The sequence below is a fragment of the Actinoallomurus acanthiterrae genome, assembly GCF_054775715.1.
Map to the genome: position 1 here is coordinate 2,622,895 of NZ_BAAHCO010000001.1, position 20,916 is coordinate 2,643,810.

Sequence of the window (20,916 nt, forward strand, 5' to 3'; positions counted from 1 at the left end):
AATGTTCCTTTACTTTCTTTTGACCTGGAGTGTCCAGTTCCGGACTTTTTGGGACTGAACGAGGTGGCGCGGACACGCCCGGTAGCGTGGGAGGCGTGGCGGAGATGGGAGATCTGTCCCAGCAATTCATCGACTTGGGGCTGACCGGATATGAAGCGCGCGCCTACATCGCGCTTCTCGCCCGAGACCGCTACACGGCGGCACAGATCGCGCGCGAATCGGGAGTGCCGCGCCAGCGCATCTACGACGTGCTGGCCGCGCTGACCGAGCGCGGACTGGTCCGGGTGCTGCCGGGCGGCACCACCCGATATACCGCCGTCGAGCCGGCCGCGGCGGTCGAACGTCTCATGGCCGCCCGCCGGGCGGAGATCGACCGTCTGGAGCAGGCCACGGCACAGCTCGTCGAGTCGCTGGCGCCCGTCTGGTCCCGTGGCAGGCAGGAGAGCGACCCCCTGGACTACGTCGAGGTGCTGCGCGGCCGCGAGGTGCTGGGCGAACGGATCGGGGAGATCCAGTCCGACGCGCGGCAGGAGATCCTCGCGGTCGCCAAGCTCCCGTACCTGCTCGACGACAACACCGCCGGCGCCGCCACGATCCGGCGGCTGACGCGATCAGGCGGACGCGTCCGGTGCCTCTACGAACGCGCCGCCCTCGACGATCCGGCTCTCCTCACCGACATCCGGCGCTACACCGCCGCGGGGGAGGAGGCGCGGGTGGCCGCCCACCTGCCCATGCGCATGTGGATCGTGGACGGCGTCCGGGTGGTGATGTCGCTGCGCGACCCGGTGGCGGGGTCCGACTCCACCACCAACATCGTGATCGAGCACGCTTCCCTGGCGCAGTGCCTCACGTACGCCTTCGAGACGATCTGGACCGGCGCCGACCCGGTCACGTGAGCCGACGGCGCGGATCGGGCACGCGTGCCTGCGCCGCCGGGGCAGGTTGCCCCGCTCTGTCGCCGACAGAGCGGGGCATGAGGGTGCCTTGTTGTCAGGCGCCGCCGCAGGTCAGTACCGGGTTTGCCCAGTCCCCGTGGTCGTTGCCGTTGCCGTCACCGCCGTCGCCCACGGAGAGATCGAGGACCTGGCCGCCCGTGACGGAGACGTCGAGGTCGACGGGTGTCGACTTCCCGTTCAGCACCGGGGTGGTGGTGAGCACCTTGCCGTCGAGGACGACGGAGAAGGTGACCGTGCCCGGGTCTCCGTTGTCCACGCCCACGGTCGCCGTGAACCGGCTGCACCGACCGGCGAGGTACACCTGGACGTCGCTGGGCGAGTTCGTGCCCAGGCCCTTGGCGTACACCGTGCCGCCGAGCTTGAGCGGGGTGCCGTCGCCCGCCGCGGTGTTGCCGACGCTCTGGTCGCGTTCCACCGGCCCCCAGCCGTTGGAAGCCGACATGAACGGCAGGTCGCTGACCTGGTCCTTCCCCGCCGGCGGGACGGGCGGCACGGCGGTGACGACCCGTTCGTCGGTGACGGTGGCGGACCGGCCGCGCTGGACCATTCTTGCGGTGGCCGTGAACGCGCTCACCTTGTCCACGGTCGCGGGCGCGGTGACGTCCCAGCCGAACGTCGCCGACGTGCCGGGTGCGATCCGCTTCGCGCCGGGCGGGGCGGGCTGCGGGCTGACCGTCCAGCCGTCCGGCGCGGCGAGCTTGGCCGTCACATCGAAGGCCGTCGGCCGGCCGGTACGGAGACCGTCGCGGTCGCGGTGAAGTGCTGCCCGGCCGCGGCCGATCCGGGCACCCGGAGGGCGACCTGCGCGCCGGGCGCGGCGGGCACGGAGTAGCGCGCCCTGCTGTACCGGGGGCTGTCGTTCTGCGCGACCTTCAGCGAGGAGGCGTAGCTGCCGTAGTTGGTGAGGGCGACCGTGCCGAGGCCGCCGGTGGAGCCGTCGAGGTTCCATACGGCGATGGCGATGCGGTTGCTCCCGCGCGGGTTCAGCACGCCGTTCGGGATCGGGAAGCTGTGCTGTGGCCCGAGGTAGTTGACGTAGTTGCCCATGTGCCAGCCGTTGACGTAGATCTCGGCGCGGTACTTGCGGGACGGGTTGTCGGTGAAGGCCAGGCCGAGTGAGGTGTCCTGTCCCCTCGGCAGGTTCAGGGCGACGTCGGTGGTGTACCAGGAGACGCCGGGCGTGGTGTCGGTGCTGGGAAGCCGCACGGCGGACCAGTTGTCGGTGGGGTACCCGGGCAGCATCCAGCCGGCCCGCTCGCCGTACAGGCCGCCGGTGGCCAGCGGGCCGCGCACGGTGTCGACGGGCGTCTCGCCGCCGCGTACACCCTGCAGTCGCCAGGTGACGGTGTTCAGCGGGTCGCCGGTGAGGGTGGCGCCGGTCAGGCCGCGGGCGGCCTTGTTGCCGTTGGAGGCGTTGTAGTCCTCCTCGTGGCCCATGTTCACGGTGAGCACGGAGACGACGTTGTCGCCGCCGGTGTGCACGGTGCCGGCCGGGAAGGCGTACGTCTTCTGGCCGTCGGCGGTGGAACTGCCGAGGAAGGTGCCGTTGAGCCACACCGAGGAGGCCGCGGCCCCACCGCCGCTCTGGGCGCTCAGGGTGATGCCGGTCTCCTTGCCGGTTCCGGTGAACCGGCCGCGGTACCAGGTGCTTCCGGTGTGGAAGCCGTAGTCGTCGGCGAACAGCACCGGGAGCGAGCCCGGGGAGGTGGTGCTGTTGGTGGTGGTCTTGTCGGCGGTCTGCCAGGTGGAGTCGTCGAACCCGGGCTGGGACTCGGGCGACTCCTGCGCGTGCCGCCAGTCGGTCAGCGCGGGCAGGGTGACGGATGCCGCCGTGGGCAGCGTGCCGGTGAGGCTGCCGCCGTCGCCGCGCCCGGTCGTGACCGGCCGGCCGTTCCAGGTCAGGGAGCCGGCGGTGGAGAAGACCTCGACGGCGCCGTCGCTGCCGGTGTCGCCGGTCAGGGCGAGGGTCGTGCCGCTGGAGTCCGCGCCGCGCAGCAGGTGGGTGCCGCGGACCAGCACCGGACCGGCCGCGGTGTCCCGCCGCCAGAACGTCTTGGCGGTGGCGGTGTCGGCGAGCAGCAGGAGCAGCGGGTGGGCGCCGCCGGTGATGCTCACCCGGGTCAGGCCGCTGTGCTGGTAGTTCAGCCGCAGGTCGCCGGTTGCCGGGTCCCAGGTGGAGTCGACGGTGCCGCCAGTGGCCGTCACGGTGGGCTTGGCCGCGTAGTGCAGGACGGTCTCGCCGTCCGAGCCGTGGTCGCCGTAGAGCACGGCGACGTCCCGGCCGCCGATGGTGGCGTTGGTCATGACCTGCGAGGTGGAGTACCGCAGCTGGTTACCGCCCAGGTCGTACCCCGCGACGATGATCGTGGACTCCCGGCCGTTCAGGGTGAGGGCGGTGCCCGCCTGCTGCGGGATCGTGTACACCGGTGCCGGCGCCGAGGAGCCGGTGAGGACGTCGATCGCGTCGATCGTCACGAACGAGCCGGACGCCGCCGCGTTCTTGCCGCCGGTCACGACGATCTTGAGCGTGTGCGCTCCGTTGGTGAGGCCGGTGGCCTGGTAGGCGACGTACTGGTTCTGCTTGGCGGCCCCGTACAGGTCGACGGTCTTGACCTTCGCGCCGTCGAGGTAGACGTCGGCGATGCCGTGGTTGCCGTCGAGGTTGCTGATCCACTTCACGCCGGTGCCGGTGAAGTCGACCGAGGCGCTGTCGCCCTGGGTGCTGGAGAAGGACTCGGTGTGCTTGTAGTCGCCGCCGGTGTAGTTCTGCTCGGCGCCGACGTGCGACCACGCACCCGTGTAGTGAAGGGCCGCGTCGGGGTCGTCGTAGGTGTATCCGGGGTGCGCGCCGAAGTCGAGCGTCACGTGGGCGGAGTCGGTGGTGGTGGCGGTCGAGTCGCTGTGCCGCAGGACGTGGAACTGGGTCCCGGTGTCGGGGTTCATCCGGGCGGTGTCGGTGACCTTGGCGTTGTCGGTGGTCGCGGCGATCGCGTCGGTCTTGGTGAGGGGCGCGACGGCCTGGGTGAAGTAGCCGATCAGCTTGTCCTGGTCGTACTTGGGATCGAGCTGGCGGGTCTCGCGGATCGCCGCGCCGTAGTCGTAGGAGGTGTAGTTCTGCGGCATGCCCAGCCAGCCCCAGTTGGTGCCGCCGTAGGTCATGTAGAAGCTCTGCGAGGTCGCGCCGACCGCGATGTTCTGCTTGTAGAACACGTCGGCGAACTGGTCATTGATCAGCTGGGCGCACTTGTCGTACCCGGGGCCGCCCCACGGGTCGAAGGCGCCACCCTGGAACTCGGCGGTAGCCAGCGGCTTGCCCTCGACATGGTCGTAGCTGATGTCCGGCACGCCGCGCCACTTGGTGGGGTTGGAGCAGTTGAACCCCTGCGGGTACGAGTCGGCGGCGTCCACGTCGAGGGCGGCGTCACCGGCGTTGAACGTGCCGTTGTTGTTGCCGACCAGCGGGACCTTGATGCCGTCGGCCGTCGCCTGGTTCTCCAGGTGTTTCATATACGCCCGGCCGGCCGCGTTGCCGTTGTAGTACTCGTTCTCCACCTGGTACTCGATCACCGGTCCGGTGCCGTCGGTGAACTGGTGGCGGGCCAGGATGCGGTCGATCCGCGTCTGCCACTCGTCGCTGTACTTCAGGAACTTCGGGTCGCCGGTGCGAGTGTTGCCGGCCTTCGTGGAGAGCCAGCCCGGGAAGCCGCCGCCGTCGACCTCGGCGTTGATGTACGGGCCGGGGCGCGCGATCACGTACAGGCCCACCTGGTCGGCGATGTCGAGCAGCTTGTCCACGTCGCGTACGCCGGTGAAGTCGTAGACGCCGGGCGCGGGGGAGTGGTAGCCCCAGTCGAAGTAGAGGGAGACCGCGTTGAAGCCGGCGGCCTTCATCTTCTGCAGCACGTCCCGCCACAGGTCCTGGTTGGGCAGCCGGAAGTAGTGGAACTCGCCCGACCACAGGTACGTACGCCTGCCGTCGATCTTGAACGAGTAGCCGTCGTACGTCACCGAGTGCGCCGTCCCGGCGGCGGAGGCGGGGGCCGCCGCCGGGACAGGTGCGGCGTTCGCCACCGAAACGGTGCCGACGCCCGATCCCAGCAATGTCAGGGTCAGGATCGCGGCCACGGCCGCGCGCGAGCGGGCCAGGAGTCGCAGGATGCCAGGGAGCATGTGGGGAGCCTCGCTTACCGGCGGGACGCGTTTAAAGCTGTGTAAACGCGCTGTTTCGTGTGCAGTGTGAGGCTTACGAAAAGAGCCGTCAAGAGTCGGCTTGTGCGGTTTTCGCCCGCATGTGCGGATGAACGGACATCCTGCGCGAGGGCCGCGAGGCCATCGATGCGGTACGCCTGGATCCGGTGAGCGCCACGGCCGTGAGGCGGGCGGGAAACCGACATGTTTCCGTGTTGGGAAATGTTCGTTTCGGGCCGGCCGTGGTCTGCCCGGCAGGCCGGGGAAGGATTTTCTCGGGGGCTGTCACAGGTGGTGGGGCTGTCCGGTCTTAGCTGGCGGACCGGGTGCCGAACGACGCCCGGCGGACAGGAAGGCATGTCATGAAGATCGTTGTCATCGGCGGCACCGGCCTGATCGGGTCCAACGTCGTGGCGAACCTGCGCGAGCAGGGTCATGAGGCGGTGGCGGCGGCGCCGAGCACCGGCGTCAACACCCTCACGGGCGAAGGCCTCGCCGAGGTCCTGACCGGCGCGTCCGTGGTCGTCGACGTGTCGAACTCCCCCTCCTTCGACGACGCCCCGGTGCTGGAGTTCTTCGTGACCTCCACTCACAACCTGCTGGCCGCCGAGGCGGCGGCGGGCGTCGGGCACCACGTCGCGCTGTCGGTGGTGGGGAACAAGCAGCTGCCCGACAGCGGCTACCTGCGGGCCAAGGTCGCCCAGGAGACGCTGATCGAGGCCTCGCCGATCCCGTTCTCGATCGTGCAGGCGACGCAGTTCTTCGAGTTCACCCGGGGTATCGCCGACGCCGGTACCGACGGCGACACGGTCCGGATGGCCCCGGTGGCCTTCCAGCCCATCGCGGCCCAGGACGTGGCCCGGGTGGTCGCCGACGTCGCGGCCGGGACACCGGTGAAGGGCCGGGTGGAGGTCGGCGGACCCGAGCGGTTCCGGATGGACGAGTTCTTCCGGGACGTCCTGGCCGCCTGGAACGACCCACGCCAGGTCGTCACCGACCCGCACGCCCGCTACTACGGCACCGAACTGAGCGAGCGCTCCCTGGTACCGGGCGATGACGCGATCCAGGGAGAGATCCGCTACCGCGACTGGCCCGGCCGCATCCCGGCCGCCAAGTAACGTCCCGGAGGTACGTCTCATGTCAGACAGAACACAGCAGACCAGGTCGAGCGTGTGGCAGACGGCGCTCACCACGCTGCAAGAGGCGGAACCGCCCTTCATCCCCGACGGAGCGCACGCGATGACCGTGGTCATCGAGTACCCGCCTGGCGATCCGGGCGCGCCGCCGCACCGCCACTCCGGCCCGGCTTTCGGCTACGTGCTGGAGGGCGAGATGCGGTTCGAGCTCGAAGGCGAGCCGGAGCGGGTCGTACGCGCGGGCGAGGCGTTCTGGGAGCAGGGTGGCGACGTCATCCACTACCAGGACGGCAACAACCGCGACGACGTCCGGCTCCGCTTCACCGTCACGATGCTGTGCGAACCGGGGAAGCCGATGCTCACCCTGGTCGATGAGGACGAGCTCGCCCAGCGCGCGGACCGCCGCGCCCCTCGGCCGGTAGAACGTCCATGAGGTGACCCCTCGCCCCTCGGCCGGCAGGACGTCCATGAGGTGACGTCGCGGCTCATGCGGGGCGTCCGTCCGGAGCGGGAACGAGGAGCTCGGCCCGTACGATGCGCCGGGCCGCGCGGTGCAGCAGCACCGTGGGGGACGCGCCATCCGGTGTGAGGACGGCCCGGGTGATGATCACGCCTGCGGGAGTGCCCAGACGCAGCGTGCCGTCGGCGGCCGGCCGGGCGACGCGGTGGGCGAGGGTGCCGGGAATGGCGGCCGCGGTGGCCAGGGCGATGGCGGAGGTGAGGCCGATCGCCGGGTGCGGCGCGTGCATGGAGACCATGCGAACGGCCAGGTCGTACTCGTCCTGCTCGACCGGCATGCCGTGCGTGGTGCGGAACGCCGCCGGACTGCCGACGATGCCGACCTTCGGCACGGCGTGGCTGACCGGGTCGTCCGGCCCGGCCAGTCCCATCGCGAGGGCGGCCTGCCGGCGCAGCGCGATGAGCGCGGGGACGGCGGCGGCGAATTCGGCGACGGATTCGCTGCCGCCGAGGCCGAACGCCTTGGCGTCGAAGAGCGCGACGGGAGCGCCCGAGTCGACGAGCGACGCCTCGACGGGACCGTCCCGTCCGGCCAGGGTGTCCAGGGGGCGGCCGGTGGGCAGGGCACTGCCGGTGACCGAGCCCGCCGGGTCCTGGAACCCGAGCAGCACCGGAACACCGGGCGCGGACGTACCGGGAACCACGGCCGTGCCCTCGTGAGGAGGCACGAGGCCCGGAGTGGGGATCGTCCCGGTGAGCCGCGCCCCGGTGTTGGTGTTGATCATGTGGACGGTGGTGGTGTCCGAGGTGATCGATACGAGGCCCCGGTGGAGGGCGTAGAGCGCCACGGCGGTGGCGCAGTTACCGCAGTTGCCGGCCCACTCGACGCGCTCGTCGCCGACGCCGACCTGGGCGAAGGCGTACTCGACGTCGACGCCGGGCTCGGCGGACGCCCGTACGATCGCGGCCTTGGACGTGGTGGAGGAGGCGCCGCCGACGCCGTCGATCTGACGGGGGTCGGCGGCGTCGAAGGCGGCGAGCAGCAGGGTGTCGATGTCCACACCGGTCGCCACGACATCCTGGTGCTCGAAGATCCAGCACTTGCTGGTTCCTCCGCGGACCATCTCCCCCTGCAGACGCAACACAGCTGACTCCCTCGTGGAACCGGCGGCCTCCGTTGGGGGGTGCGTTCCACAGTGGGTTACCTGCTGTGCGGTCCTGGAAATCTGCGGGGGAGTCAAACCGACGTTAAAGCTCGCCCCGTTGCGGGCTTCGAGCCGTGGATGGAAGGTTCCAACCGGTCAGGGCTTGCGCCCGACTCCACAGAACTGGTCACCGTCACTCGACCGGGAGACCTCGTTCAGAACGGGACGCCAGCGGGTGCACGCCACGACACCCGGCGGCACGAGGTCCAGACCGTCGAAGAACTCGGCGAGCCGCTGCGGGGAGCGCATCGTGACCTCACTCGTGGTGAACTCGTTCCAGTGGCGTACGGCGTCGTCCATCGCCTCGCCGCTGCCCTCGTTGGTGGAGTGGGTGAGCACCAGATGGCTGCCGGCCGGAACCGCGTCCAGTAGCCGCTTGACCGCGGTGAACGCCGCATCGTCGTCCAGGAAGATCAGGGACCTGCCCATCAGCATCAGCGCGACAGGGCGGCTGAGGTCGAGCGTGCCCTCGATGGAACGCAGGATCTCATCCGGTTCGTGGAGGTCGGCGTAGATGTAGTCGGTGACACCGGGCGCATCGCCGGTCATCAGGGCGCGGGCGTGGGTCAGCACCATGTGATCGTTGTCGCCGTACACGATGCGTGATTCCGGGGCGACGGCCTGCGCGATCCGGTGCGTGTTGTTGGAAGCGGGCAGGCCGCTGCCGATGTCGAGGAACTGACGCATGCCCGCCTCGCCGACGAGGTACTCGACGGCCCTGCCGCGGAAGGCCTCGTCGGCCTGCGCCATCGCGATGACACCAGGGAGAATCACGCGAATCTGGTCGGCCACCTCGCGGTCGGCGGCGAAGTTGTCCTTGCCGCCCAGGAGGTAGTTCCAGACGCGCGACGGGTGCGGGGTGCTGACGTCGATTCTTGCCGACAGCTCCCGGCCGTGGGCGAAATCCGCTTCTCCCATCGCCGCCTCTTCTATCCGTAGAGGTCCGATACGTCCTCTGACCGAACACCCTACTGGGTGGGGAGAGTGCCCTCTTGCCGTCACATCGCCATGTCGTGCCACTTCGTACGGTTATGACAGTTTTTTCCGATTGAGGTAACCGATCGTGTCGAGCGGCGTCGGAACCAAGCCGAACGTGAAAGCCGATGAAAGCGCCGTTGACCGGACTCATGAGCCGACTTAGCTTCGCGGATGCAGCTTCTCGAGCAACTGAGGGGCGACGATGCGCAGAGGCCGCTTCCCCCGCCGGGCCACCGCCATGCGAACCACGCGCCTGCGGCGTGCCGGACTGACCGTGGCGGCCACCGTCGCCGCCTTCACCACGATGACCGGAACCGCGTTCGCCTACCCCGACCCGAGTACGGTCACCGGCGCGACCGGAGTGCACGATCCGTCGCTGACGAGAACCTCGGCCGGCCGGTACTACGTGTTCTCCACCGGCACCGGGCTGCCGATGACCACCTCGACCGACCGGATCGCCTTCTCCTCCGCCGGGCAGGCGCTGCCCGGCGGCGCCTCCTGGGCCGCCGCCTACACCGGCGGCAACCCGGCCGCGCTGTGGGCGCCCGACGTCTCCTACCACGGCGGCAAGTACCTGCTGTACTACGCCGCCTCCACCTTCGGCTCTAACACCTCGGCGATCGGCCTGGCCGGGAGCACGTCGGGTGCCCCGGGCACGTACACCGACTACGGCAAGGTCTACTCGTCCTCCGGCAGCAGCGACTACAACGCCATCGACCCGAATCTCACGGTGGACGCCTCCGGCGACTGGTGGCTGGCGTTCGGCTCCTGGTGGACCGGGATCAAGCTCATCCAGATCGACCCGAGCACCGGCAAGCAGGCGTCCTGGAACACCACGCGTTACAACCTGGCGAGCGCCTCGGGCGGCATCGAGGGTCCCACCGTCTTCTACCACGGCGGCTACTACTACCTGTTCACCTCGCGCGGCCTGTGCTGCCGCGGCGTGGACAGCACGTACTGGATCGCGGTCGGCCGCTCGACGAGCATCACCGGCCCGTACTACGACCGGAACGGGACGTCGCTGATGATCGGCGGCGGGACCGCGGTGCTCGCCTCCCACGGGCGCTACATCGGCCCGGGTGGCCAGATGGTCTACCACGACACCGACCACGACCTGCTCGTCTACCACTACTACGACGCCGACGCGAACGGGGCTTCAAAGCTCGGCATCAACTACCTCGGCTTCGACTCCGCAGGCTGGCCGTACGCCTACTGACCCGGTTCCGGCACCGCCCGTACTCAGAAGGAGATCCCATGCGGACGATACGCAGGCGGTCGGCCGCGATCGTGGCGGCCGGCGCACTGGGATGGGGCACGATGACGGCGGCCGTCGGCCCGGCCGCGGTCGCGGCCCTCGGCGACGGCGGTCCAGGCGACGGCAACATCGCCTTCGTGGGCCGCTGGACGCAGTCGGCGTCCGACGCCGTCCCGAACTGGACCGGCGCCTACCTCAAGACCTCCTTCACCGGACGGACCCTGCACATCAAGCAGCGCGACGCGGTCAACATGTACGTCAGCATCGACGGCGCGCCGGAGGTGTTCTACGCGGGCGTACGCGGCACGGTGAACCTCACGCCGACCGCTCTGACCGCCGGCACCCACACCGTCCAGGTCTCCTACCGGTCCGGCGACACGATCTTCCAGGGCTTCACCTTCGACTCCGGCGCCGGAACCGTCGCGCCGGTGATCTCGCCCAAGCTGATCGAGTTCGTCGGTGACTCCATCACCGCGGGGTACCTGTCGTCGAAGCTGGCCGTCACCGCGTACGGCTGGGTGCTCGGCGAGAAACTCGGCGTCCGGCATGTCCAGATCGCCCGCGCGGGCTACTGCCTGGTCATGACGGCCGACGGGTGCACCGGGCAGAGCACGCAGTTCTTCCGGTTGGCCAGTACCGGCACCACGGCCTGGGACTTCACCCGGTACCAGGCCAGTGCCGTCGTCATCAACCTGGGCACCAACGACGTCGGCCACGGCGTCACCGACGCCACGTTCCAGTCGACCTACACCGCCTTCCTGCAGAACATCCGGGCGAAGTACCCGAGCGCGGCGCTGTTCGTCATGGAGACCTTCAAACGGCGGTACGTGGCCGCCACCAAGGCCGCCGTCGCCGCCCGGGGCAGTGCCGGCGACCACAACGTGTACTTCGTCGGCACCGAGGGCTGGCTGACCGACAACGTCGACTACGCCGACGGCAACGGCCACCCCAACGACGCCGGCCACATCAAGATCGCCAATGACCTGGCCCCGATCATCGCCCCGAAGATCGGCGTCCCGATCCCGTAGTGGAGCCCGCCATGTGGAAACCGCTGCTCGCAGCCCTGATCGTCGCCAATCGGCTGGCCCCGCTCATCGCCGTCGAGCTGTAACCGCAGCGCTCTCGTCGATGGAGGGCGGGGAGACGCCTGTGCCCTTCGGGGCCCGGCGTGCAGGGGGGGGCGCCGGGCCCCGATCAAAGGGGGGCCGGGGGAGGAGGGCAGGCTTGGCTCCCGTCACGATCCAGCGTGCCGGGGGTCCGGCTACCTGAAACCGGGAGAAACACCCCATCGACTACCTGCATCGAGGGGGCTTATGTCAGCGCGGTGATCACCGTACGGGGTCGCCGGACGACGGGATCAAGGCGGGTGAGGCCGTGGAAGCGCGTCCGTTGTCCGAGGGCGGCCCAGCTCCTTGGTCCGGCACGTTGCCGACGTTGACAGTGCACGATCGTGACCACGCCGCCGACCGTGGTGACCTGGCCTTATGTCGTCATCGTCACGCCGCCTGGTGCGGAGCGCCCCGGACACCGGGGACGGCACACCGGGCCTCGGCCTGTCGGGCGCGACGCTCGGCCGCCGCGCTGCGGGCCGCGGCCAAGCCGGCGCGAACCTGGGCGGCGCCGCTGCGGGCGGTCGCCGGATCGACGACCCGGCCCGCGTACTGGGCCAGCACCTCTTGCACCGGTGGTGGGTACGGCGGATCCCGGGGAGCCAGAACCGGCGGGAGAGCGCCGTCGGCGGCTGCGAGTACGAGCGACGTGTGACAGCTCGGGCACGTCAATGCGGACCGGTCGTCCTTGCACATACCACTGATGATTCCCCGCACCACTGACAAAACAAGCACCATGCGGTCGGGGCCTTCTCCGCTCGGAAATGCGCCAAGCGGTGGTCGTTGCTCTGGGGGCGCTCGCTCGTTGTCGTTCGGTCTGCAGCGGCCGGCGTCATCCCCGAGTCGGCCGTGGCCGGGGACCAATTGATTAATTGATCGGGCTTTGATCAGACATGCGGTCTGATCTGGGGAATCATCCGTGGGCTGTCCGACAATCGGCTCATGATCGATCCTCGACCTACCAAATGCGCTCTGCCGTGGTGTGACGAGGCCATTACGCAGCCACCGCAGGGCGGCCCCCCGCGTAAATACTGCACCCCGGCCCACCGAGCAGAGGCACGCCGCAACCGCCACCAGGAGAAAACGGAGCAGAAGCAGTCGGCCGCGCCGCCGAAGACGTCTCCGCAGACGCCCTCGGCCGCGGATCGCACCAGTCCCAGCGATCCCGTGCCACCTCCCGCCGAGCGTCATACCGTCCGTACGGCACGCCACCCGGGCGGCCGCAAGCGACCGGTGCGCCGCGGCATGGCCGCCTCCGCCGTCCTGGCATCCGCCGCACTGTTGGCCAACGGGGCCTCCAGCGCGGGAACCGGCCACACACGTCACCCGACGGCCGTGACGACACGCCCGGCCCCGCCATCGCCTGCGATGCCGGCAGGCGATCCGTTGCTGGCCGAGAGCACCACCTGGTTCCACCAGGCCACCACCAGCCTGGGGGCCGTCCATCGACAACTCGCCGTCTTGTCCCGTGCCCAGCAAGCCGGACGTGCTGTACCACCGGAACGCCGCACACCGCGACTACGCGAGCTGCTGCACCGGCTGGCGGCGCAGATCACCATGTTGCGGCACGAGGAGACCGGTCTGCAGACCGCACTGACCGTTCATGATCTCTACCAGAGTTCGAGCGGTCAGCTCGCGGCCCTCAACACCGCGCTGGCCCGCCTGCACCAGACCTCCTCCCCACCCGCCGCCGGCACCGACCCGCAACTGACCGCCACACTCGCCCAGCAGCAGTCCGCACTCGCCCAGCAAGTCCGCGCGTGGTCGTCCGGGTTGCGGCAAGCGCTCACACTTCCGCTCCCGGTCCCCGCGCCGACCGCCACCCGGCTCGCGCACCGCGTCATCACCGCGGCGACCGAGCCGCCGCCCATCCGGCACGCGCTGCCCCTTAGGCCGCCCGTCCTGCAGCCGGCACCTCTACGCAAGCTCCGGCTGCTGACCCACCCCCACACTCCGATCGTCCCCACCGCTCCACTCAAACGACGGCACCTGTCCGCGCCCCTCGCCCTTCCCGGGCATCCTCAACCCGAGCCGGCCACCACATCCCCACAACTGCCGTCGGCACACCAGACGCCGACCGCACCGCCGCCCGTCAACCGGCACATCCGCCGACCACTCACCGGTGCCACCCCCACCAAGTCGGCCACGTCCCTAGCCACCCACCCCAAGCCGGCCGCCGATACCGACGCCGACAAGTGCCACACCGCGCCGGCGCACGTGAAATCGACGGGAGACCAACACGCCGCCGGAACCTTGACGACGCGCCGGCGATCCGGGTCCGTGCACGGCGAATCCGCTGACGCCTCCACGGCCACCCCTGAACACGAAAAGGCCGGAGACACCGACGACGACTGACGAGCCGGGAGCCGCCCAGGGCCGGCCGCTCACAAAGGTCTGAGGGCCGCGCTGACCAGCGCGGCCCTCAGATTTGATCACCTGACGTCAGGGCTCAGGGAATCAGGTTGAGATTGGTCGGCGAAGTGGCCGGATTGCTGATCGGATTCGGTTGGGTGATCGGATTCGGTTGGGTGATGGGATTCGGCTGGCTGATCGGGTTCGGTTGGATGATCGGGTTGGGCTTCGGGGCCGGGTCGGGCTGAGTGATCGGGTTGATCGGATTGATCAGGTTCGGCTGCGGCGTGGGCTGGGGATCAGGCGCGGCAGCCGGGGGAGCGGGCGGGGTGATCTGGGGCAACGAGACCTGAGGCAACGAGACCTGAGGAAGCGAGACCTGGGGAAGAGAGATCTGTGGAGGCGTGATCTGCGGTAGCGAGATCTGGGGAAGCGAGATTTGCGGAAGCTGCGGGGTCGGCTGAGTCGTCGGGGTGTCAGGTTGCTTGATCACCGAAGTGTCCGGCTGATTGACGACCGGAACATTCGGCTGCTTGATGACGGGGATATCGGGCTGGCTGACGTTGGGCTGATTGGACGGGTTGGTGTCGGGCTGCTTGACGACTGGCACCTCTGGCTGGTTCACCACCGGCACGTCGGGCTGCTTGACCACCGGAACCTCCGGCTGGTTGACGACCGGTACGTCGGGTTGCTTGACGACCGGGGCCTCCGGCTGGTTGACGACCGGCGTGTCAGGCTGCTTGACGACCGGGGTATCCGGTTGGCTCACCACCGGTGGATCGATCTTGGTGGTCTCGCTGTCCTTGCACTCTTCCGGCGTGGTGTCGGGGCCAGGCTCGGGCACCCCGACGTTCGGCGCGGGGCAGCCGTCGTCGCCGCCGGACGGTGCCGGAATCCGTGGCATCGGGCAGTCGTTCTTGATCTTCCCGCTCATCATGCAGGCCGCCCAGTCCGGCAGCGGTTCGCAGTTTTGCCGGTCTTGCGTCGTCATGGCGTCGTTGCAGACGGGTCGGGGTTCCTGGATCGGTTCGCAGTTTTGCCGGTCCTGGGTTGTCATGGCGTCGTTGCAGACGGGTCGGGGTTCGTGGGCCGGTTCGCAGTTTTGCCGGTCTTGCGTTGTCATGGCGTCGTTGCAGACGGGTCGGGGTTCGTGGGCCGGTTCGCAGTTTTGCCGGTCCTGGGTTGTCATGGCGTCGTTGCAGACGGGTCGGGGTTCCTGGATCGGTTCGCAGTTCTGCCGGTCCCGGGTCGTCATGGCGTCGTTGCACGGCATGGCGATGTCGGGAACCTCGAACGCGCTGCCGGTCTGGTGCTCGTCGCCGGTGGACTTGCCGCCGTTGTCCTGCTGATCTTGCGGCGTGCTGTCGCCCCTCAGGATCTGCAGCCACTCTTCCCCGGTGTGTTCGCCGGTCGCCTGCGTAGAGGCCTGCACGGCCACCGGTTTGATGAGGGGAACGGAGATGCTGCCGTTGCCCGTGACGGCGATGGTCTTCTTCAGGTCGCCGTTCTCATCCTTCGTGGTTTTGTGCTCCAGGGTCCCTCCCCCCTTCAGGAAGGGGCCGAGGCCGATATTTCCTATGGCGCTGATGGTCCTGGTGGGCTCACCTCCGTCGTGATCAATCGTCGTCGCGTGCTGCAGAGTCACTCCCGCGAGCCAGGGGACGGTGATCTGCACGCCCAATTTCTTGGTCGTGTTCCCGGAGCTGACGGTCACCGTGTCCTCGCCATCGGGCTCGGCGATGATGGGAATCTCGTCGCGGAACAGGGTGTCGTTCGGGCTTTCCACCTTCTTCGCGGTTCCATTGAAGGTGCTCGTGACGACGCTGATGCTTTCCGCGCTGGTAGAACGCGTGTAGAACGGCGTCACCGGCGAGACCTTCTTCAGCAGATCAATGATCGGCTGTAGCGCGGAGTCGGAGGAGACGTCCGTGGTGCCGGGGAGTTTGGCGCTCGACGTCGACTTGGTGACGTGACCCTCGACCTCATAGACGTCTCCGTTCGCGAGCGTCACCTTGTAGCGGATCCGTGGCCCGACCTCCGTCGAGCGGTGGTATCCGCCGAGGGCGGCGTTCGCCTTGGACGCAGCGTTGGTGTGGCCGACGTCGTCACGGGCCCGGGACGAGGTCCGGTCGGTCTTGTTGAACGCCGGAGGCGGGCCGACCGTCTCCGGCTCGGTGACGCTGACCACCCCGTCCCAGTTCTTTGGGTTTCCTTGTGCGTAGGGTGCCTGCTCCGGGTGGAGCTGGTAGTACAGGTCCCACACCTCGGCCGCCTTCGCTGCGGCGGCGGTCTTGGCGGCGTTGTGCCGCTTGTCGATCGCCTTCGTGGTGTCGTGCAGGGACGCGTTCTTGCCGAGTACCTGGTCCGGCCGCAGTCGGCTCAGCCGGGCGATGTCCCGTGCGATCGGATCATTCGTCGGGTCGCTCATGAAGTTCTTGACGGCGGACCGATCCGGTTCGGTAGCGGAGACGCCGTCGAGGACGTCACTGACCAGATCTCCGATCGTGACGGCGTGACCTGCCGCGTTCGCCGTGGAAGGCGGCAGCTTGTTCTTACCGCGCAGCAGTTCCTCTTCGATCGCTTGCCGCAGATCGGCGGGAAGTTGCTGACGGCGGGTCTGCGCGATGAGTTCACGGCGCAGCAGTGCGGTGTCGACGTCGCGGCGCAACTCGGTGAAATGCTTGCGCGCCTTGGCGTTCTTGCCCTCCGCGATCAACTGCTGGAGAGCGTCGTGACGCCGCCGCAGATCGGCGTGCTCGTCGTGCCACGTGCCGACGTGACCCCGCACTTTGGCCAGGCCTTCAGAGAATCGTTTCAAGCGCTCGGCGCGGGCCTTCGCTCGTGCGGCCTCCTCTCGTAGGCGACGCAGTCGTGCGGCCTCCTGCGATGTCGGTGGCCGCGACATGCGTGGTTTGCGGTGGTGTGGAGGGGTTGGGGATTGAGACGAAGACGAGGACGGCGTAGGCGGAGGCTCCGAAGAGCCGCTCGCCGCGGAAGCCGTCCCGGCCAACGTCATCGAGAGTGCGCCTGCGGCTGCCACCGTGAACACGGCGAGCAGAATCCACCGCCAGGCGCGAATCAATCGACGCCACATGCCAGGAACTCCTTGTTCCGACGCTGGGTGCCCCTACCGGGGCCGAACGGAGTGCAGATGGGCGCGCGCTGAACAGCGAACACCCGGACATCGGCAGCTCGCCGCGCAAGGACAGCGGCGACCGCTCCAGCGCCGTCGCGGCAATGTCAGCGACGGATCACGAACGACGTGTCAGGACATACTCACCAACACATCGATCAAGGAATAACACGCGCGCGCGGCCCCGGCAAGCGTTCCCAACGACTGAGCATGAGTTCCCCCGGCCCGTGCGGCTTCCAGCGGGACGGTCGTGACCGGCCGGATCGTCCAGGAGACGGCATCATGCTGAACCACCGGCGCCGGCGGTTTCCGGAACGCGACTCATCCTGGGTCCCCCGCGAGAGGTTCAGCTGGGGCGGATCGACAGCGCGTGGTGGAACACGTCGCGTGGATCCCAGCGGCGCTTGACCTGCTGAAGCCGTACGTAGTTGTCCTTGTAGTAGAGGGCGTGCCATGGAGTGCCCGACGTGTTGTACCGAGGATCGGCCAGGTCCGCGTCCGCATAGTTGATGAACGCGCCGCCGTCGTCTCCACCGGCCGGAACGCCGCCGCCGGCGGCGTAGAAGTCGCGGTAGAACTCTCGGATCCACGTCAGGTGCCGGGAGTCCTCGGCCGCGCCCTGCCAGCCGGCGAGGAAGCCGATCAGGAAGATCGAGTCACGGTGCGGCGTCGCGGTCGTGCCGGGGGAGACGGCGTTGACGCGCCCACCGTAGGTGTTGATGAACATGTGACCGTTCGGATCGTTGTAGCCGGTCTCGGTGAGGTGCCGGTAGGCGGTGGCCATCTGCCGGTCGGTGAGGCGGCGGCGTCGATACCCCGACTTCAGCTTGAGGCGGCGGTCGAAGGGCGTGGGGTCGTCGATCGCCTGTGTCGCCGAGGCGAGCCAGGGCAGCGTGGACGCCTGCCGCACCGGTCGTACGCCGACGCCGCGGCCGAGTGTGGTCACCAGGCCGTCGAGTAGCCGCTCCGCACCGCTGTCGGCGGCCACTTGACCGGAGATGCCGATCGTCTCGCTGGGCTTGGCGGAGAGGGCGAACTCACCGTAGAGAGCGGCCGCGGGGGAGCCGGGTGCCGAGTTGCGCTCGCCCCATTCCCCGTGGTTGCGCATCAGTCCGACGAACGAGTCCCGGTCGAGTTCCGCCCATGGCCAGTCCAGGGAGTAGCTCAGGACCGTGGAAGGCGGCCTGGGCAGAAGCCGGCCGGGGTCGGTGCCCTGGGCGTCCGGGGAGCGGAACCAGTAGCGGGTGACGATCCCGAAGTTGCCGCCCCCGCCTCCGGTGTGCGCCCACCACAGGTCCCGGTTGGGATCCGACGGTTCCCGGGTGGCCACCACGCTTCTGGCCTTGCCGGACCGGTCCACCACGACCACCTCGACCGCGAACAGGTGGTCGACGGTCAGCCCGTACATACGGCACAGCGCCCCGTATCCGCCGCCGCAGACGTGTCCGCCCGCTCCGACGCTGGGACAGGTACCGCCGGGGATGGTCACGCCCCAGCCCAGGAACAGCTTCCGGTACACCTCCCCGAGCGTCGCTCCCGCCTCGACCATGAAGGCGTTGCGGCGCCTGTCATAGTCGACCCGCGTCATCGCGACCATGTCGATGAGCAGGCGTACGTTCGGGTCGTCCACGAAGTTCTCGAAACAGTGCCCGCCGCTGCGCACGGCGACCCGCCGCTCCGTACGCACCGCTTCGTCGACCGCGCGTACGACGTCCGCTGTCGAGCCGACCACTCGGATCTGCTCCGGTTTGCCGTAGAAGCGATGGTTGTAGCCCCTGAGCACCAGCGAGCGGTAACGCGGGTCATCCGGGCCCACCGTGACCGAACCGAACGCAGGGGCGCCTCCGGGCTGCGGAGCGGCCTGTGCCGTCGCGTGCCAGGAAGCCGCGAGTGCGGCCGCGGGACCCGACACGGCAGCCGCCGCGCCCGCACGCAGAAGGGTGCGTCGGGTGGACTCGACCATGGTCGTCCTCCTTGAGGCGATCACATGCGATCGAGCAACCGCCTCTTCCCCACCGCTGCGTCGCCCGACCGCGATCTGTGCACGGACCTTTGAAGCTAAGGACCCGTCGTACGGCCGGACAGGGAGCTATCACCTTCCCGCAGGTGGAACCACGCCCCAACGGATCCGGTGGCTGGCCCGCTTCTCTCCACAGGGGCGATTTGGTAAGAGACCCTCGGGCGGGGCGTGTGGCCCCGCCCGAGTGTGTGGTCAGTGGATGGGGACCGCGGCGGCGTAGATGTCTTCGTCGTTGGCGATGGAGGCGTTGGTGGCCGAGGCGTGGCAGAGCCGTGGCGGGCTGCCGGTGGTGCCGGTGCCGGGGCACAGGAACAGGGCGGCGTTGCGGGTGTCGGACCAGACCGGGTAGGCGGTCGTGGCGGTGGCGTCGACCATGATGTAGTCGCCGTAGAACTGGCCGTTGAACTCGCTCGGCGGCGGCATGCTCGAGGAGGTCGCCCGCCTGCTGGCGAAGTGGGTCAGATCCGTGGACGTGGTCACGGTGATGTCGGAGAAGCCGGTGGCCTCGTCCGAGCCGTACTGCCGGTCGTAGTAGGCCGTCACGAGCGTGCCGCGGGGGCTGAAGACGGTGCCCTGCCAGTACTGGTCGCTGCGGGCTTGCGCGGTGTTGTCGCCGATGACGGGCAGTTTCCGTACGTCGGTGGCCGTGCCGGTGAACGAGGAGCCACCGTCGGCGGAGTTGGAGATCACGATGCCGTTGTTGCATCCGCCGGTCTTGACGCCGTCGTACAGGCTGCCGAGTCCCTCGGCGGCGGGGGTGAGCCCGGCGGGTGTGCAGCCGCCCGCCTCGTTGGAATCGCGGTTGAGGTAGGAGCCGGTGGTGACGACCACGCGCTTGGGGTCGGTCGGGTCGACCGCGACGTTGGGATAGTTGGTGGCGCGGAACACCGAGTTGGTCCCGGCTCCCTTTTCCGGCACGCAGTCACGGCCGGGGTCCTTGCCGTCGCCCTGGTAGGTGTCGCAGTCGGGCAGGTCGTAGTAGTCGGTGGCCTTGACGGGGGCGGAGAAGGTCTTGCCTCCGTCGACCGAGCGTGAGAGCAGGACCTGGAAGCGATTGTCCTTGCCCGGGTTCGCGGTGTTGTAGTTCGCCCACGCGACGTACAGGCTCCCGTCCGCGGCGACCACCGGCTGGGAGAACTGGTTGTCGTTGCAGCGCCCGTGCGGCGTGGGGATGCCATAGCCCTGCGGGCACAGCGCCGAGTCGGAACTGACCAGGACGGGCGCGCTGAAGTGCTCGCCGTAGTCGCTGGAGTAGGCCTCGTAGATGTAGGCGGTGCCGTCTTCGGGATAGGTCGTCCAGGTGACGTAGACGCGGTCCCGGTACGGGCTGCGGACGTGATTGTCGACGGCGATGAGCTGCTTGTCGAGCAGGAAGTTCCCCGCGCCGGCGGTGTCGTCGTGCTCGGCCACCGGGCGGCCGGCGAAGTTGAACGACGCCCCACCGGACCCGGTCGAGCGGTAGACGTAGAAGCCGCTGGACTGGTCCGCGTCCGGCGTGACGCCGCTGCCGCGCTTGAACTCCTGGCACGACAGGTAGGCGTTCCCGCGCGTGTCCCAGGCCACCGAGGTGTCGCCACTGGACTGGAAGTACTCGCGCGGCTTGCCGGCGAAGGCCGTGCCACGGACGAACCCGTTCGGCGTCGTGGTGTCCGCCCAGGTCCGGCCACCGTCGCGGGAGTAGGTGACGCCGCAGGTCCCGTCTCCGCGCCGATAGTCGTTGTAGCTTGCGATGACCTGCTTGGGGTTGTTCGGGTTGGCCGCGACCCAGGTCTCGTTCTGCGCCTGCCCTCGCCCGGCCAGGTCGGGGTCGGAGACGTTGAGGCAGTTCTGGTTCACCTTGACGTTGCCGCCATGGTTCCCATAACAGCCGGACGAGGCGGTCGCCTTCGGGGCGGTGACCGCGTTCTTGCTCAGCCGCTGGGGGCCGAGCGCCTCGGCCAACGCTCCCGAGACATGTCGTTTCTGCACCGCGCTGAGCTTGGCGTATCCGAACGGCTCGGCATTCGCGCCCGGTGTGAGCAAGGTCAGCCCGCCGATGAGCAGGCCGCCGACGGCGACCAGGCTCAGGGCACCACGTTTCCGCATCCCTACCTCCGATCAGGCTCCGTCGCCTGAAGGGCGCGAG

The 20,916-nt window shown here is 69.0% G+C and carries 14 protein-coding genes; 6 read left to right on the plus strand and 8 right to left on the minus strand.

The window, feature by feature from the left end:
• Positions 1-104 precede the first annotated feature (104 nt).
• Positions 105-896: a TrmB family transcriptional regulator gene (locus ACYVF7_RS12775; protein WP_460357872.1), complete on the plus strand. Its 792-nt coding sequence runs from the start codon at positions 105-107 to the stop codon at positions 894-896.
• A gap of 94 nt (positions 897-990) precedes the next feature.
• On the opposite strand, the gene ACYVF7_RS12780 is transcribed toward ACYVF7_RS12775, so the two are convergent.
• Together ACYVF7_RS12780 and ACYVF7_RS12785 are read right to left on the minus strand one after the other, a co-directional pair.
• Entirely contained in the window at positions 991-1,665 is a 675-nt protein-coding gene (locus ACYVF7_RS12780; RefSeq protein ID WP_460339164.1) for an NPCBM/NEW2 domain-containing protein, read from the minus strand.
• A complete protein-coding gene (locus ACYVF7_RS12785) occupies positions 1,662-5,126 on the minus strand; it encodes a beta-galactosidase (RefSeq protein ID WP_460339166.1) in 3,465 nt (1,154 codons plus the stop codon). The genes ACYVF7_RS12780 and ACYVF7_RS12785 overlap by 4 nt, the downstream gene beginning before the upstream one ends.
• Positions 5,127-5,506: 380 nt before the next feature.
• On the opposite strand from ACYVF7_RS12785, the gene ACYVF7_RS12790 reads away from it, so the two are divergent.
• Both ACYVF7_RS12790 and ACYVF7_RS12795 read left to right on the plus strand, forming a co-directional pair.
• Positions 5,507-6,262, plus strand: a complete 756-nt coding sequence (locus tag ACYVF7_RS12790) for an SDR family oxidoreductase (protein ID WP_460339167.1) — start codon at positions 5,507-5,509, stop codon at positions 6,260-6,262.
• A 19-nt stretch (positions 6,263-6,281) separates the two neighbouring features.
• Positions 6,282-6,713: a cupin domain-containing protein gene (locus ACYVF7_RS12795; RefSeq protein WP_460339169.1), complete on the plus strand. Its 432-nt coding sequence runs from the start codon at positions 6,282-6,284 to the stop codon at positions 6,711-6,713.
• Between the two features lie 52 nt (positions 6,714-6,765).
• Here the strand turns inward: ACYVF7_RS12795 and ACYVF7_RS12800 are convergent, their stop codons facing one another.
• Both ACYVF7_RS12800 and ACYVF7_RS12805 read right to left on the minus strand, forming a co-directional pair.
• A complete protein-coding gene (locus ACYVF7_RS12800) occupies positions 6,766-7,884 on the minus strand; it encodes a PrpF domain-containing protein (RefSeq protein WP_460339171.1) in 1,119 nt (372 codons plus the stop codon).
• Positions 7,885-8,040: 156 nt separating this feature from the next.
• Positions 8,041-8,862 (minus strand): SAM-dependent methyltransferase, encoded by an 822-nt coding sequence (locus ACYVF7_RS12805; protein ID WP_460339173.1) that lies wholly within the window; start codon positions 8,860-8,862, stop codon positions 8,041-8,043.
• Between the two features lie 262 nt (positions 8,863-9,124).
• Here ACYVF7_RS12805 and ACYVF7_RS12810 point away from each other — a divergent pair, with 262 nt between their 5' ends.
• Both ACYVF7_RS12810 and ACYVF7_RS12815 read left to right on the plus strand, forming a co-directional pair.
• The gene (locus tag ACYVF7_RS12810; RefSeq protein WP_460339175.1) at positions 9,125-10,138 is read left to right on the plus strand and encodes an arabinan endo-1,5-alpha-L-arabinosidase; all 1,014 of its coding nucleotides are present in this window, start codon (positions 9,125-9,127) and stop codon (positions 10,136-10,138) included.
• 38 nt (positions 10,139-10,176) lie between these two features.
• Complete coding sequence (locus tag ACYVF7_RS12815) at positions 10,177-11,205, plus strand: SGNH/GDSL hydrolase family protein (protein WP_460339177.1); 1,029 nt, start codon at positions 10,177-10,179, stop codon at positions 11,203-11,205.
• 468 nt (positions 11,206-11,673) lie between these two features.
• On the opposite strand, the gene ACYVF7_RS12820 is transcribed toward ACYVF7_RS12815, so the two are convergent.
• Complete coding sequence (locus tag ACYVF7_RS12820) at positions 11,674-11,859, minus strand: hypothetical protein (RefSeq protein ID WP_460339179.1); 186 nt, start codon at positions 11,857-11,859, stop codon at positions 11,674-11,676.
• A 795-nt stretch (positions 11,860-12,654) separates the two neighbouring features.
• On the opposite strand from ACYVF7_RS12820, the gene ACYVF7_RS12825 reads away from it, so the two are divergent.
• Positions 12,655-13,641: a hypothetical protein gene (locus ACYVF7_RS12825; protein WP_460339181.1), complete on the plus strand. Its 987-nt coding sequence runs from the start codon at positions 12,655-12,657 to the stop codon at positions 13,639-13,641.
• Positions 13,642-13,735: 94 nt separating this feature from the next.
• Here the strand turns inward: ACYVF7_RS12825 and ACYVF7_RS12830 are convergent, their stop codons facing one another.
• The 3 genes from ACYVF7_RS12830 to ACYVF7_RS12840 all read right to left on the minus strand — a co-directional run bounded on the left by ACYVF7_RS12830 (position 13,736) and on the right by ACYVF7_RS12840 (position 20,876).
• Positions 13,736-16,456 carry a hypothetical protein gene (locus ACYVF7_RS12830; RefSeq protein WP_460339183.1) on the minus strand — a complete coding sequence of 907 codons (2,721 nt, stop codon included), beginning with the start codon at positions 16,454-16,456 and terminating at the stop codon, positions 13,736-13,738.
• A 661-nt stretch (positions 16,457-17,117) separates the two neighbouring features.
• The gene (locus tag ACYVF7_RS12835) at positions 17,118-18,734 is read right to left on the minus strand and encodes an FAD-binding oxidoreductase (RefSeq protein WP_460339185.1); all 1,617 of its coding nucleotides are present in this window, start codon (positions 18,732-18,734) and stop codon (positions 17,118-17,120) included.
• A 249-nt stretch (positions 18,735-18,983) separates the two neighbouring features.
• A complete protein-coding gene (locus ACYVF7_RS12840; RefSeq protein WP_460339187.1) occupies positions 18,984-20,876 on the minus strand; it encodes a sialidase family protein in 1,893 nt (630 codons plus the stop codon).
• Between the last annotated feature and the right edge of the window lie 40 nt (positions 20,877-20,916).